Source organism: Virgisporangium aurantiacum (genome assembly GCF_016863635.1).
Lineage (GTDB): Bacteria > Actinomycetota > Actinomycetes > Mycobacteriales > Micromonosporaceae > Virgisporangium > Virgisporangium aurantiacum.
Window position 1 is genome coordinate 11,958 of sequence record NZ_BOPG01000076.1, and the last position, 13,800, is coordinate 25,757.

At 69.5% G+C, this 13,800-nt stretch carries 14 protein-coding genes and 1 pseudogene; 7 read left to right on the plus strand and 8 right to left on the minus strand.

The window, feature by feature from the left end; translation table 11 throughout:
* Positions 1-93: 93 nt before the first annotated feature.
* Both Vau01_RS48385 and Vau01_RS48390 read left to right on the plus strand, forming a co-directional pair.
* Positions 94-1,230: a PucR family transcriptional regulator gene (locus Vau01_RS48385; RefSeq protein WP_204007673.1), complete on the plus strand. Its 1,137-nt coding sequence runs from the start codon at positions 94-96 to the stop codon at positions 1,228-1,230.
* Position 1,231: 1 nt separating this feature from the next.
* Positions 1,232-1,459 carry a hypothetical protein gene (locus tag Vau01_RS48390; RefSeq protein WP_204007675.1) on the plus strand — a complete coding sequence of 76 codons (228 nt, stop codon included), beginning with the start codon at positions 1,232-1,234 and terminating at the stop codon, positions 1,457-1,459.
* A gap of 96 nt (positions 1,460-1,555) precedes the next feature.
* Here Vau01_RS48390 and Vau01_RS48395 read toward each other — a convergent pair whose 3' ends face one another.
* Complete coding sequence (locus Vau01_RS48395) at positions 1,556-1,780, minus strand: hypothetical protein (RefSeq protein WP_204007677.1); 225 nt, start codon at positions 1,778-1,780, stop codon at positions 1,556-1,558.
* 115 nt (positions 1,781-1,895) lie between these two features.
* On the opposite strand from Vau01_RS48395, the gene Vau01_RS48400 reads away from it, so the two are divergent.
* Both Vau01_RS48400 and Vau01_RS48405 read left to right on the plus strand, forming a co-directional pair.
* Positions 1,896-2,801, plus strand: a complete 906-nt coding sequence (locus tag Vau01_RS48400; RefSeq protein WP_204007679.1) for a prepilin peptidase — start codon at positions 1,896-1,898, stop codon at positions 2,799-2,801.
* 104 nt (positions 2,802-2,905) lie between these two features.
* Positions 2,906-3,763 (plus strand): hypothetical protein, encoded by an 858-nt coding sequence (locus tag Vau01_RS48405; protein ID WP_204007681.1) that lies wholly within the window; start codon positions 2,906-2,908, stop codon positions 3,761-3,763.
* 48 nt (positions 3,764-3,811) lie between these two features.
* Here Vau01_RS48405 and Vau01_RS48410 read toward each other — a convergent pair whose 3' ends face one another.
* A complete protein-coding gene (locus Vau01_RS48410) occupies positions 3,812-4,552 on the minus strand; it encodes an IclR family transcriptional regulator (RefSeq protein ID WP_204007683.1) in 741 nt (246 codons plus the stop codon).
* 108 nt (positions 4,553-4,660) lie between these two features.
* On the opposite strand from Vau01_RS48410, the gene Vau01_RS48415 reads away from it, so the two are divergent.
* Entirely contained in the window at positions 4,661-5,026 is a 366-nt protein-coding gene (locus tag Vau01_RS48415) for a metal-sulfur cluster assembly factor (RefSeq protein ID WP_204007685.1), read from the plus strand.
* Complete coding sequence (locus tag Vau01_RS48420; RefSeq protein WP_204007687.1) at positions 5,023-6,015, plus strand: amidohydrolase family protein; 993 nt, start codon at positions 5,023-5,025, stop codon at positions 6,013-6,015. The genes Vau01_RS48415 and Vau01_RS48420 overlap by 4 nt, the downstream gene beginning before the upstream one ends.
* Positions 6,016-6,052: 37 nt before the next feature.
* Here the strand turns inward: Vau01_RS48420 and Vau01_RS48425 are convergent, their stop codons facing one another.
* The 4 genes from Vau01_RS48425 to Vau01_RS63975 form a co-directional block, all read right to left on the minus strand.
* A complete protein-coding gene (locus Vau01_RS48425) occupies positions 6,053-8,170 on the minus strand; it encodes a (Fe-S)-binding protein (protein WP_204007831.1) in 2,118 nt (705 codons plus the stop codon).
* 23 nt (positions 8,171-8,193) lie between these two features.
* Positions 8,194-9,231: an electron transfer flavoprotein subunit alpha/FixB family protein gene (locus Vau01_RS48430; RefSeq protein WP_204007689.1), complete on the minus strand. Its 1,038-nt coding sequence runs from the start codon at positions 9,229-9,231 to the stop codon at positions 8,194-8,196.
* The gene (locus tag Vau01_RS48435) at positions 9,228-10,043 is read right to left on the minus strand and encodes an electron transfer flavoprotein subunit beta/FixA family protein (protein ID WP_204007691.1); all 816 of its coding nucleotides are present in this window, start codon (positions 10,041-10,043) and stop codon (positions 9,228-9,230) included. The genes Vau01_RS48430 and Vau01_RS48435 overlap by 4 nt, the downstream gene beginning before the upstream one ends.
* A 260-nt stretch (positions 10,044-10,303) precedes the next feature.
* The gene (locus tag Vau01_RS63975; protein WP_239152510.1) at positions 10,304-11,455 is read right to left on the minus strand and encodes a LuxR C-terminal-related transcriptional regulator; all 1,152 of its coding nucleotides are present in this window, start codon (positions 11,453-11,455) and stop codon (positions 10,304-10,306) included.
* A 109-nt stretch (positions 11,456-11,564) separates the two neighbouring features.
* On the opposite strand from Vau01_RS63975, the pseudogene Vau01_RS65450 reads away from it, so the two are divergent.
* Positions 11,565-11,705, plus strand: a pseudogene (locus Vau01_RS65450) (VOC family protein); the annotation flags it as partial.
* Between the two features lie 84 nt (positions 11,706-11,789).
* Here the strand turns inward: Vau01_RS65450 and Vau01_RS48445 are convergent.
* Entirely contained in the window at positions 11,790-11,939 is a 150-nt protein-coding gene (locus tag Vau01_RS48445) for a hypothetical protein (protein ID WP_204007846.1), read from the minus strand.
* 30 nt (positions 11,940-11,969) lie between these two features.
* Positions 11,970-13,769, minus strand: a complete 1,800-nt coding sequence (locus Vau01_RS48450; RefSeq protein ID WP_204007693.1) for an ABC transporter ATP-binding protein — start codon at positions 13,767-13,769, stop codon at positions 11,970-11,972.
* Positions 13,770-13,800 lie beyond the last annotated feature (31 nt).

A 13,800-nucleotide genomic window follows, 5' to 3' on the forward strand; every position in this document is an offset into this window, starting at 1 on the left:
GTGAATGAATCGTCGTGCCGGCGCCGAGGTGCTGTCAGTCCGCACTTGCGGCAATGATTGACCCGCCGGTTTGGGCAATGTGACGATTCCTGGATGGCCGACCTGGACGACCGGATAGCCCGCCGACTTCCCGGTCTCACCCGCGACATCGTTGCCGAATGCGCTGCTGAGATCCCCTTCTACCGGCAGGTGCCGGCGGCGGAGCTGGCCGGCCAGGTCACCGAATCGGTGCATGCGGTCTTGGGTCTATTGCTGAAGATGCTGCGAGACGGAGAGGTGCTCGGCCCGGCCGAGCTGACCTGGGTGGTGGAGATGTCGGCGCGCCGGGCGCGCGACCATCTGCCACTCGAGGCGGCGCTGGCCGCCTACCTGATCGGAGCCCGGCTGTGGTGGCGGACGGTGACCGACGTCGCCACCCCCGACGACCTCGCCGAGGCGGGGACGCGCCTGCTGGATGGCCTGTCCAGCATGATGCCCGCCGTCGTCCTGGCCCACCTGCAGGCTCAGGAAGACCTGCGTAGCGAAGACAAGCGGGTCCGGCGCGAACTGCTGGCCGCCCTGCTCTCCGGGCACCCGTACGAGGCACTGGCGCAGGCGGCGCGGGTCGAGGTCGGTCGGCGGCACACGGTGCTCCGGCTGAAATTCTCGCCCCGGCCCGCGGACCGATTGGTGCAGGCGGCGATGGACGCGCACACCGGCACAGCCGTCCTGATGGACCACATCGACGGCATCGCGCTGCTGCCCGACGGAGTCGACCCGGAGTCCCTGATCGCCGACCTGCGTACGGCGCTGGACACCACCGTGCTGGCCGCCGCCGTCGAGGCCGCCGTCCCCGCCATGATCCCCACCGCGTCCGCGGAGGCACGCGAGGTGATGGACGTCGTCGGCATGACCGGCCGCACGGCGGGCCTGTACCGGTTCGACGACGTGCTCGTGGAGTATCAGCTGGCCCGTCCAGGGCCGGGACTGCGACGGCTGGCGGCCAAACTGGACCCGCTCGCCGATCACCCCTACCTGCTGGAGACCTTGCGCAGCTTCGTCCACCATGGCCACAACCGCCGGCAGACCGCTCTCGAACTGCACATCCACCGCAACACCCTGGACTACCGGCTCCAACGCATCACCACGCTGACCGGTCTCGACCCGGCCGTACCCGCACACGCCCGCATCCTGGACGCCGCCCTGACGGCCCGTTCCCTGACCGGCAACACCGCACGGCTCCCCTCGTGACGTGACGGACATTCCCGACCGGCTTGGCGGCCGGCAGCATGGGCGGATGGGTTCGATCACCAACCGGGTCATCGGGAAGTTTGTTGCACCACGTCCGGACCCGGCGGGGGTCAGTTCGGTCGAGCGGGAGTACCAGCGTCAGCCCTTCCGCGTGACGCGGCGGCGGGGTGCCTACCGGCACATCGTGCGTTCCGGCGCCCTGAACACCGAGGGATACGGGCGGCGGTAGCGGGGGGACCGCAGCTGCGCCGGAACGGCACACCGCCTCATCTGACGAACGCGCCCCAGGAATGCCTGGGACGCGTTCGCGGGTGGTCGATCCGGCTCAGTAGATGAGGTAGAGGTCGAAGCCACCGAGGTTGTGCGCCACGCATTGGTAGCCCCACACCTTCGGGCTGGAGTTGACGATCGCCTTCCCCATCTGCGCGCATTCCACCGCGGTCGTGTAGTGCGCGCGCCACACCGTCCGCTCCGTTGTCGCCTGCGCACCGCTCAGCGGCACCATCGCCACGGCGAGACCAAGCACACCAGCGGCCACAATCTTTCGCATTCCACAACTCCTGAGATAGCCGGACCAGTCTTTTATGAAGCCAGTGCTGTGCAGGATCGGCTGCACTCGGCAGAGCCAGCACGGTCGCGACGCGAGTCTTCCGAACCTCGCTACCGTGCCCGCTGCGGATGAACGTCCAGAAGCTAGCGAGGGCCTCTTTCACTCTCCTCTCAATCACCTGTCACCTCGATCGGCTCTCAATCGAGCGTCGATAATGGATTCATGCATGTCGGCCTCGTTGTTCCGGCGCCACTCCGCAGCGGGCCGTGGCATGGACTTTCCTGACATCGGCGTGCCGGCGATGGCCGTCGCGGTGGCGTCGGGGCCGTGGCTGCGCGGTCTGGTCTTCGCGCATTCCGTCGCTTACCGGCATCCGCTACGTCGACGATGCCCGACGTGCGGCGTCGTCGCTGTCCGGGTTGCGGGACGTGGCGTCCTGGCCGCTGCTCCGGTCGACGGCCGGTGCCATCTCTGTGGTGTGCCGCTGGGCCGGCCGGTTGGCACCGTCGAGGGGACCGCCGCCGCAGTGCTGGTGGTGCTTGCGTTGGTGGCGCCGTCGGGCTGGGTGCTGGCGGCGTGGTCGTGGACGGCGTTGCTCGGGATCGCGCTCGCCTATGTCGATCTCGCGGTACTGCGTCTGCCGGATGCGCTGACCGTGGCGGCGGGCCTTGGCAGCCTCGCCCTGCTCGGTGTCGCGGCGGTCGCGACCGACAGCCCCGGGCGTTGGTGGCAGGCGCTGGCCGGTGGACTCGGACTCGGCGTCCTGTATTCGATACCGATCCTGTCGAGGGCCATGGGCATGGGTCGCGGGGACAGGATGCTGGCCGTGGTCGTCGGCATCAACGTCGGCTGGCTCGGGCTCGCCGCGCTCGTCACCGCGACTGTGGCCACGGCGGCGATCGCGGCGGTGTACACGGTGGCGAAGCTGGTCGGGCGGCAGTTGCGGCTGACGGACCACGTTCCGGTGGGTCCGTTCATCCTGATTGGCGGGCTGGTGGCGATCGTTCGTCATGCGGTCTGAGCGCGGCGGTGCGCTGTCCCGAGCGCGGAGCGTGAGCCGTGGACGGCGCAGCACAGCAAGTCCCCGCTCATGTGACCCGGGGTCTACTAGGTCATCCTGGTCCTGTGCCCGAGCGTTCAGAGGCTGCCGTGGTCGCGTTGTTCGAGGCGGACAACGGCGACGGTGTGCTCGCCGCCCTTTCCGGCCTGTCCGATGACGTGCGGGTGCCGGCCTGGGAGGCGCTACGTAGGCGGCTGTGCGCGGTGCTCGGGCCGGAGCAGCGGCAGGGCCTGACCGATCAGGCCTGGAGCGAACGCATCCGGACCCGGGCCCTCCTGGCCCTGGCCGTGGGCCCGGTCGACGTGGCAAAGCGGGTGGGCTCGTACGTGTACCTGCATCCACCCGCGACCGACGTGGAACGGGTGCTCGCCTCACGAACGCGCGAGTGGCGCGAGGCGTTCACCGAGGCCACCTTGCACGCCGAGGCCGCCGAGACAGAGGTCGGTCTGTTCGGCCCCCTCTGGTGGGACATCTGGCGACGGCTGCGGCATCTGGAGCGGGCCGGGGCGCTGCGGCCGGACGGCACGTCGCCGCACTACCTCGTGCTGATGGTCAGGGGTCTGCTGTTCAGCGACTCCATAGTCGGCGCCATCGGTGCGGACCCCGAGTTGGCCGAACGGTCGATCTGGTCCCTGTTCGAGCCCGCGCCCGTTGTGCAGAAGGCCTTGCTGGGATCCGAGCGGTACTGGAACCCGGGCAACACCTGGCGGGTCGCGTTGGTTCGCCTGGCGCTGACCGGAATCCTCGATCGTCAGCGGCTCGCCGACGCCGCCGCGGTCGCCGCTGAGGACGGACGAATGAAGCGCAACCACCGCAGCTGGTACCGCAGGATTCCGCAGATGCTCGCCGACCCGGACCTCCTCCCGCAGGTGCCGGACCACGGTCCACCGCCGCCCGGCAACCAGCTGCGCCGGCCGAGCTGACACCGGCGACCCACCGCAACGGCGGCGGTTCTCGACTCAGCGGGCAACTCAGGAGAGGTCGGCGGCGGCCGTTCTCAGCGCGGTCACCAATCGGGTCGGAACCTCCGCGCCCCGGGCCGACGCGCCCAGCGCCCACCACGTCTGCGGCCCGTCCCCCGGCACCGCGACCCCCGCACAGCAGACGCCGCCCCGGAACTGCCCGTGCTCGACCACCACCTCGCCCGGCCGCAGGCGGCACACCTCGGCCTCGACCTCGGCGGGTTCGGTGGGCGTCGCCGGGGTGAAGCGGGGCATGCCGTGCGTGGCCAGCATTCTGCGCCGGGCCGGGCGGGCGAGCGTCGCCAACAGGGCCTTTCCCAGCGCGGTCGCGTGCACCGCGGTCTCCAGGCCGACCTGCAGGTCTTCGATCCACGGCGACCTGTCGCCCTCGACCAGGTCGACGATCACCAGGTGGTCGGCGGCCAGGCGGGCCAGGTAGGCCGTGTGGCCGGAGACGAGCGCCAGGTGACGCAGCACCGCGTGCGCCCGCGGCGGACGGTGGAAGCCGTCGACCATTTCGTGGAACCGCTCCGCGACCTGCGGGCCGGCGACGTACCCACCCGAGGGCAGCCGCACCAGGTAGCCCTCGTAGCAGAGGGTGCGGACCAGGTGGTAGGTGGTGGCCAGGTTGAGCCCGCATTGCCGGGCGATCACCTTGACCGGCACGGGGCGCGGTGCGGCCGAGACTCGCTCGATGATCCGCAGGGCGCGGGAGACGCTCTGGATCAGTCCAGTCGGCTGGGCTGGCATGCCACCAGCATGCCGCCGTGTGCCGGGCGGGCGGAACCCGGCGTCCCGGATCAGTATCTGAAAAACGCGGCCTTCCAGTCCCGGTCGGAGCCGGCACACGATGGCCCCATGGTTCCCCGCTGGGCACTCGACGCGTTGGCCGACGTCTACGACCCGTGCTGCCGGGAGAAGGGCATCTCCGTCGTCGACATGGGGCTGGTGCGTACCGTCTCGGAGGATGCCGGAAACGTCCGGGTCGAGCTGCTGCTGACCTCTGGTTGGTGCCCGTTCGCCGCGCGGGTGCTCACGGACGTGCACGACAGCATCGCCCGGCAGCCGGGCGTGAACGCCGTCGAGGTCGAGATCGTGTGGGACGAACCGTGGACGACCGACCGCCTCTCCCCCGCCGCCCGCCGGCAGTTGCGCTTCCTTCCCGATCCGGCGGCCGTCGAGGATCGCGACGCCTACCTTGCATCGAAAGGTCTGAAACCATGATCGACGACGTGTTCGTGTTCGACGGAGTCGCCCACGTGTTCAACTTCGAACCGAAGAACGCGTTCGGCAAGCCCGGAGAGATGTTCTCCAACCACCTCTACGCGTTCCACACCACGCTCACCCCGCCGGGCGAAACGGTACTGCCGCCCGAGGAGTTCCTGAAGCAGTGGACCGTGCCCGACATCCGGCAGATGGTCTACGACGAGTCCGACACCGACATGCTCGTCGCGATGCCGTTGCCGTTGACCGACCTCTTCCACGACGGCTTGAGCCCCTGGGAGGCGTGCGCCGACCTCGCCTCGCGCGACCCCGACCGCACCGTGTTCTGGGGCTCGGTCAACCCGCTCGAGGGGCGCAGAGCGCTGGACCTGATGGAGCGGCAGGTCGGCGAGTTCGGTGCGAAGGCGTTCAAGTTCTACAACGTGCGCTACGACTACGGGTCGCCGTACCCGTGGCGCATGGACGACCCGCGGGTGGCGTTCCCCGTGTTCGAGAAGGCGCAGGAGTTGGGCGTCAACCTGATCGGCGTCCACAAGGGAGTGCCGCTCGGACCGCAACCGATCGAACACACCCAGACCTGGGACATGGACGGCGCCGCGGCCAACTTCCCCGACATCAACTTCATCATCTACCACGTCGGGCTGCCGTTCCTCGACGAGACGTGTTGGCAGCTGATCCGCTACCCGAACCTGTACGCCTCACTCGCCGCGACGATCAACTTCCTGGTGCGCGCGCCGCGGATGTTCGCCGAGATCCTCGGCAAGCTCCTGTTCTGGTGCGGCGAAGACAAGATCGTCTACGGCTCGGAGGCGCCGATCTTCCACCCGCAGTGGGCGCTGCGCGCGTTCATGGACTTCGAGATCCCCGCCGACCTGTGCGAGGGCTACGGCTACCCGCAGCTCACCGACCAGGCGAAGCGGAAGATCCTCGGCGAGAACCTGCTGCGCCTGCACGGGATGGATGTCGATCAGGCCCGCGCCCGAGCCTGATCGACACGTCTGCCCACGAAGCCAGAACAAGCGGAGTTCAGGTTTCGGTCGACCCTGTCGAGCCGCTCTCGTCGCCGCCCCGAACCGCCCGCAGCAGCAGGTCCGACACGTCGGCCACCCGTACCTCCTCCGCCGCCTTGCCCTGCTGGACGCGGGTTGCCACGCCGTCGGTGAGCATGACGATGCAGTAGGGACAGGCCGCGGTCACCACGTCGGCCCCGGTTGCCAGCGCCTCGTCCGTGCGGTTCTCGTTGATGCGGGTGCCGATCTTCTCCTCCATCCACATGCGGGCGCCGCCGGCACCGCAGCAGAACGAGGTGGTCCGGTTGCGGGGCATCTCGTTGAACGTCAGTCCCGGAACGCTGCCGAGGATGTCGCGCGGTGGGCTGAACACCCGGTTGTGCCGGCCGAGGTAGCAGGGATCGTGGTAGGTGACCGTCGCGTCGACCGGATGGGCCGGCACGAGCCTTCCCTCGGCCACGAGCCGGGCCAGCAGTTGGGTGTGGTGCATCACCTCGTAGTTGCCGCCCAGTTGCGGGTACTCGTTGGCCAGCGCGTTGAAGCAGTGGGCGCAGGTCACCACGATCCTGCGCACGCCGGCCTCATTGAGGGTGGCCACGTTCTGCTGGGCCTTTTCCTGGAAGAGGAGTTCCTGGCCCATCCGGCGGGCCGGATCGCCCGTGCAGGTCTCGCCGCCGCCGAGCACCATGAACGACACCCCGGCCGTGTCGAGCAATTCCGCCACGGTTCGGGTGGTCCGCTTGGCGCGGTCGTCGAGGGATCCGGCGCAGCCGACCCACAGCAGGTAGTCGACGTCCTCCGGAATCCGGTCCGTCCCGTCGTCGCCGAGCACCCGGACGGTGAAGGGCAGGTCCTTCATCCATTCCAGGCGCGCGCCGGAGCCACGTCCCCAGGGATCGCCGGCCCGCTCGATGTTGCGCAGCATCACCCCGGCCTCGCGGGGGAACGCCGATTCGATCAGCACCTGGTAGCGCCGCATGTCGACGATGTGGTCGACGTGTTCGATGTCGACCGGGCACTGCTCGACGCACGCCCCGCACGTGACGCACGACCACAGGACGTCGGGATCGATGACGCCGCCGTCCCCGGCCGGCCCGACCAGCGGTCGCTCGGCCTCGGCCAGCACGTCGGCGGGCAGCGTCGCACGTTGCTCGTCGGATCCGGCCAGCAGGTACGGCGCCTTGGCAAGGGCGTGGTCGCGCAGGCTCATGATCAGCAGCTTGGGGTTCAACGGCTTTTCGGTGTTCCAGGCGGGGCACTGCGACTGGCAGCGGCCGCACTCCGTACACGTCCCGAAGTCGAGGAATCCCTTCCAGGTGAAGTCCTCGATGGACCCGCGGCCGATCTTGTCGTCCTCCCCCGGGTCTTCGAAGTCCACGGCTTTGCCGTTCGAGTACACCGGCTGCAGCGGCCCGAGCGCCCGCGGCCGGCGCGAGAACGCGACGTTGAGCGGGGCCAGGAAGATGTGCAGGTGCTTGGAGTGCACCACGAGAACGAGGAAGCCGAGGACCACACCGAGCGAGGCGAGGATTCCGACCGTCTCCAGTACGTCGTTGGCGGTGTCGCCCAACGGCTCGAGTACTTTCGCCGCTGCCTCCGACGCGAACGCTCCGTGCTCGAACGGAAAGTTGCCGGTGTTGATCTGTGCGCCCCGGTACAAAAGCAGCGTCCACATCACATTGAAGATCATGAACAGGACGAGCCACGCGCCGTCGAGGTGGGAGCCGAAGAAACGGGACTTCCGGCCGGCCCGCTTCGGGCTCTCCCGCAGCCGGATCACGGTGAAGACGACCAGCCCGCACAGCACCGCGACGATAAAGCAGTCTTCGACGAACCCCAGCCAGGCCTGCTGGCCGATGACCGGGATGGCGAAGTCGCGTTCGAACAACGCACCGAAACCCTCGACGATGGTGGCGCCCAGAATCACGAAGCCCCAGAACACGGCGAAGTGCGCCACGCCCGGCACGGTCCAGACGAGGAGCTTGCGCTGGCCGAGCACCTCGGTTCCGACGGCGCGCACTCGCGGGCCCACCGCATCGAGGCGCTCCGGCTCGACCGGCTGAGCGGCGCGTCCCAACCGGTACAGCAGCAGGATCCGCCGACCGGCGAGCGCGAACGCCGCGGCCGTCAGCATCAGCCCGAGCACAAGACGTAGAATCACCGGTTCCTCCGCAGGGTGGCCGATCGGGGGGTGACGGTTGACCGACGGCGCCGGATCTCCATGAGGAGTTCCGGCACGACCTGGTGAACATCGCCGACCACCGCGAGGTCGGCGATGCTGAAGATTGGCGCGGCGGGATCGTTGTCGACCGCCAGAACGGTTCCCGCGTCCGGTATGGCGGCCCGGTGACGTACCGAGCCGGACACTCCGAGGGCTATGTAAAGCTGCGGATGGACGACATGGCCAACGATGTCGATCCGCGCGTCCCGGTCGCACCAGCCGAGCTCGACCGCGGTATGGGTACCGCCGGCGACGCCACCGAGCGCATCGGCGAGTTGGTGGACCAGTTCGAAGGATCTGCGCGAACCGATGCCGCGACCACCGGCCACGATGACCGGGGCGGCCGTCAGCTCCGGCCGGGGCGCGGCGGCCGCCCGGACCCGCGAGACCAGGCGCGCGCCACGCCGCCGATCCGGGGTCGGCACGGCGGCCTCACGGAGGGTGGACGCGACCGGTGACTCACGCGGCTCGACCGCGTCGGTGCGCACCGCGCATACGGCGATGTCACCGACCACCCTCGACTCGACCAGAGGCGAGCCGGCCAGCATCGAATGGACGACGGCCGGTCCTGCGCCGGCCGCCCGGATGTCGATCACGTCATCGAAGAAGCGGGCGCCCAACCGCACCGCGACCCGGGCCGCGACCTCCTGCCCGACCCGCCCGACGGCGGCCATGATCGCTATCGGCCGGTCGCGGCGCGCAAGGGCCACGAGTGTCTCGACCCGGGTCGCGATCGGGAACTCGTCCGCTCCGGGCACGGTCACCATGTACACCGTGCCGGCGCCGAAGCGACCCAGTTCGGCGACGCTCGCCGTGTCGGCCACGCTGTCGAGCACCGCCGCCGGTACGCCGAGCCGCCGCGCGAGCGTCAGCAACGCGAAGGTCGAGCGGCACACCCGTCCGTCGTAGCCGCGGCGCTCGGCGAGGACCAGGACGGGACGGGCCGGGGCTGCTCCGGATGCGGGGACGATCACAGGAATCGGCGCTCGGTCAGGAAGTCCGCGACCCGGACGGCGACCGTGCAGGGATCCTCGGTCACCACGGCCGGCGACCTCTCACCGCGTTGCCGGCAGACGACGCGTGCGGCCGTCGCCGGCGTGCTCGGGCCGGCGTCCACGCCGGGCGCCGGCGCGCCGGACGTGTCGTCCCCGCGGTCGATCCCGAGATCGTCCAGCGACCAGGTACGGATCGGCTTGTGGCGGGCGGCGGCGATCGCCGTGAACCGCGGATACCAGGGGCGCCCGCAACGCGTGGTCACCGAGACCACCGCCGGCAGGTCCGCGACGAACGTCTCGACCCCCGCACCGTCGAGTCGACGGGTCTCCACCCGGTCCACCCGTACCCGGACGGCATCCGCGCCGCACAGCCCGGCCACGCCGAGCCGCTCGGCGATCATCGGTGGTACCGCCGACATCCCTGAGCCCGCTGCCGCGGAACCGCACACCACCAGGTCGAACCCGATCCGGGCCAGCGCCGCCGCGAGGGCGCGCGAGGTGGCCAGGGCATCACCGCCCGGCAGCCGCCCGTCGAGCACGTGGACGCCGTCTCCGGCCCCGAGGGCCAGCGCGGCACGCAACGACTCGACCGCCCCCGCCGGGCCCATCGTCAGTGCGGTCACCCGAACGTCGCGCCGCCACGGTGCGAGCCGCAGCGCCAGCCCCACGGCGCACGCGTCGACGTCGTTGATCCCGGCGCGACGGCCGGCACGCTGGACGGCCCGGTCACCGCCGACCGACCCGATGTCGATCACGTTCGGAACCTGCTTGACCAGTACAACGATCCGCACGCGCGTGGCCCCCGTCCAGAAGGCAGCCGCATCAACCTGACCGCGAGTCTAGGTCCACCGCGAGCCACCGAACAGGGCTGGCGGCGCGGTAAGATCCAATGATCTTCATCGACGTCCGGAACGGAACCCGCAGGTCAAGACCCGGCAACCAGAACGCCGTCGCAGAGCGTCACGACACGACCGCGGCACCCGTGACACCCACCGTCCACACCGGACAGATAGCTAGGGCGCCCGACCCGCGTCTCCGCAGGCCAGACGCCCTAACTACCTGATCCTGAGGCGCTGTCTTGGCGCGGGCCGACGAGTCCGAGCCGGGTGGCTTCTGACACGGCCATTCTGCGGTTCGGGACATCCAGCTTCGCGAGTACGGCGGAGACATGGTGATCGACGGTCTTCGTGGAGATGAACAGCTGCTTCGCGATCTCGGTGTTGGTGTGTCCACGACAGATCAGGTCGAGCACTTCGCGCTCGCGCCGAGTCAACAGCATCGGGTTCGTCCGGGTGGTGGCCTTCGGCCCGGTGGGGATCGACCGGATGCCGGCCTGGCGCATCCGCTGGCGGGTAAGTCGCGCTGCCGCTGTGGCGCCGAGTTCCTGGAAGATGCGCAGGGCCTCACGGAGGGTGGCCTCCTCGGCTGCGTCGAACAGGGCCATCGCCGTCTCGTACGGGCAGCCGAGCTCGGTCCATGCCTCCGCGGCTCGCACCCAGTCTTTGCACAGCTGCAGCCGGTACGGGTCTGCGATGTCGTCGTGCGGTGACCGGATCGAGCCGGTGCGGTGCAGCCACACGCCGATGGTCTGTGCCGCGATGGTCGCGAACGTACCGTCCAGCTGACCCCAGGGCGACCAGGAGCCGCCACCGTTGCTGCCGTTGGAGCCGATGTACTGCGTCGTCCCCCAGACCTGCCCACTCTGGTCGAGCCCGAACAGCGTCAACCCGCCGTTGGCGGCCGCTGTGACGGACAACGTGGACGGAGCGGTTGACATGTTGTTCGCGAAGCCGCCCATCCACTCGGACCAGCTTCCACTGTTGGGGGCCGACTGCCAAAGGTGCCATAGGTCGCCGTCGTTGTCGGTACCGAACACCTCGATCAGCCCGTTGCCGTTGGTCGCTGCGACGAGCGTCCACATATTTGTCGCAATCCGCGACCAGTCCGACCATGTGTCCGATCCGGCGGCCATTTGCGTGCGGACATGCGCGTGGTGGTACGTGTCGATTGCGAACATCGCCATGCGCCCGTCCGCGTTGGGCGTCACGGCCGTCGATATGAGCGGGACCTCCGACGTCCCGACGGCTCGCGTCGGCCGGGTGTCGGCCTGGACTCTCGTCCCGAAGCCGATCGAAACGGCAAGGGCAAGGAGAATGGCGGCCGCCATTCGTCGCCCACGTTTGCCTACGGCGATTTTCTGCATCTCAGCACCCTTTCTTCTCGGTGTGCGCAACCGTACGAACGCCGGCCGTGGGCGGGCATCGGGAGGAACTACCTAGATTGACGGCCGCGACACCAAGGTTGCCGGGTCCGTGCCACGATCGGTCCATGCCCTGACAGTCGGAATCAACCACGTCACAGCCGTCACGGCCGACCTCGACCGCCTCGTGCGGTTCTACTCCGACATGTTCGGCGCGGAGAAGGTCTTTGAGGGCCGAGCGGCGAACGGGCATCCCCGGATGGCGATCGTCGAACTTGGCGGTACGAGGCCGGCGACGGGCCGCCTCACCAACCGCGTCGGCCAGCCCGTCGGTCGCTTACGCCATCAGGTCCTTCGCGGAGTCGTCGCTGACCGCTCCGGCGAAGAGGTCGAGGAACCGGCCCGCGAGGCGTGCGCCACCGGAGAGTGCTGTCGCTGTCAGGTCGGTCAACCAGCCGATGTTGGCGAACAGCAGTCCTCGCCGCACGGGTACGAACAGAGACCCGACTGTAAGGCTTCAGACCTTCTCCGGGTGTCGGTAACCCGCCGCCTGCAGGGTGAACAGGCGCGCGTAGGCGCCGCTGGCGCTCATCAGTTCGGCGTGACCGCCCTTCTCGACGATGCGGCCGTCGGCCAGCACGACGATGAGGTCGGCGTCCCGCACGGCGCCGAGGCGGTGTGAGATGAGCAGGCTCGTGCGGCCGTGCCGGTGGTCGCGCAGCCGTTGGTGTATCTGGTGTTCGGCCTCCGCGTCGAGGCCCGCGCTCGGCTCATCGAGGATCAGCAGGTCGCACCGGTCACGCATCAGGGTCCGGGCGAGGGCCAACCGCTGCCACTGCCCGCCGGACAGCATCACGCCGGTCTCCGGGTTGTCCTTGTCGCTCTCTTTGAAGAACATGCGGCTCAACAGGGTGTCGTACCCGCGTGCCGTCGCCTCGATCGCGTCGTGCACGTCGGCGGTGCGGGCGGCGTGCTCGATCCGGGAGCGGTCCGCGAAGCCGTCGAGGTCACCGAGACCGACGTTCTCCGCCGCGGTGAGGTCGTAGGCCATGAAGTCCTGGAACAGGACGCCGATCCGACGACGCAGCTCCGCCGGCGCTACGGTCCGGATGTCGACGCCGTCCCAGTGGATGGCGCCGCGATCCGGGTCGTAGAGGCGGCACAGCAGCTTCACCAGCGTGCTCTTGCCCGCGCCGTTGAGACCGACGAGCGCCACCGACCGTCCATAGGGGAGGGTCAGGTCAAGGCCCTGGAGAACCCACGCGTGGGCCGGGTCGTACCGGAACCAGACGTCGCGGAACTCGATACCTCGCCGGAGCGGTGCCAGTGCGCCCGGCGGTGCACAGGGTAGATCGGGTGGCTGGCTCGTCGCCTCCGCGAAGTGGTCGAACATCAGCAGCGCCTGGTATCCCTGGGCGATGCCGGTCACCAGAGTGCTCAGCGCGGCCTGGACGCCGGCGACCGCCGCGACGAAAGCGGTCACGTCGCCGGGGCTCAGCCCGCCGTTCGCCGCTGTCCGCACCGCCCAGATCAACCCGCCACCGGTCACCGTGGCGCTCAGCGCCGCCAGCAGGAACTGCACGCGCAGCACGCGGCGATCGATGTCCCGCTCGCCGGCCTGGACGGCGCACAACTCGGCGAGCACCCGGGTCTTGAAGAAGTCGCCGAGGCCGAACAGCCGGATCTCCTTGACGGCCTGCAGGTCCGTGATCAGGCGGCCGTAGAAGATCTGCCGCCGGACGGCAGGCGACAGGGAGACAATCATGCTGAGGCGCTTCTTCGACAGCAGGATCTGGGCGACCAGCGCCGGGATCGCCGCGGCCAGCACGATGCCGGTCATCACAGGGCTGAGCACGAACAGCGTGGCGGTGAGCGACAACGCTGTGATGACGGCCCGGCCGACGTCGAGCACGCCGGTGGTCACCGGGGCGAGGGCGCCACCGGTGGCCTGCGAGGCCATCCGCAGCGTGTCCAGGAAACGGGGACTCTCGAACCGCGACAGTCCCTGGAACGAGTTGACGGCGGTGTAGAGCCGGTCCTGCATGAGGCGGTCCAGCCGCCGGCGCTGTTCGGTACCAAGGTATGTGGTCAGTTGCGGCGCCGCGGCGGTGGCCAGACCGGCCGCGGCCAGGCCGACCGACCAGCCGAGCAGCGCTGGTGCGGATTTCCCGGTCGCGAGCCCGTCGATGATGAACTTCGTCAGCCAGGCCACCGCCGCCGGTAGGAGTCCCAGCGTCACCGCGATGGCCAGTTGCCCGGCGGCGAGCCACGGACCGGCTCTGAACGCCAGGACCCAGACACCGGTGAGCCGTCTCACCCGGTGTCGGGAGCCTTCGGTTGTCGCGGCA

What these genes read in the sequence shown, in the direction of transcription:
- Vau01_RS63975 (WP_239152510.1), bottom strand. Translation starts at nt 11,455, where the DNA reads ATGCAGAAAATCGCCGTAGGCAAACGTGGGCGACGAATGGCGGCCGCC.
- Vau01_RS48385 (WP_204007673.1), top strand. Translation starts at nt 94, where the DNA reads ATGGCCGACCTGGACGACCGGATAGCCCGCCGACTTCCCGGTCTCACC.
- Vau01_RS48420 (WP_204007687.1), top strand. Translation starts at nt 5,023, where the DNA reads ATGATCGACGACGTGTTCGTGTTCGACGGAGTCGCCCACGTGTTCAAC.
- Vau01_RS48415 (WP_204007685.1), top strand. Translation starts at nt 4,661, where the DNA reads ATGGTTCCCCGCTGGGCACTCGACGCGTTGGCCGACGTCTACGACCCG.
- Vau01_RS48410 (WP_204007683.1), bottom strand. Translation starts at nt 4,552, where the DNA reads ATGCCAGCCCAGCCGACTGGACTGATCCAGAGCGTCTCCCGCGCCCTG.
- Vau01_RS48395 (WP_204007677.1), bottom strand. Translation starts at nt 1,780, where the DNA reads ATGCGAAAGATTGTGGCCGCTGGTGTGCTTGGTCTCGCCGTGGCGATG.
- Vau01_RS48425 (WP_204007831.1), bottom strand. Translation starts at nt 8,170, where the DNA reads ATGCTGACGGCCGCGGCGTTCGCGCTCGCCGGTCGGCGGATCCTGCTG.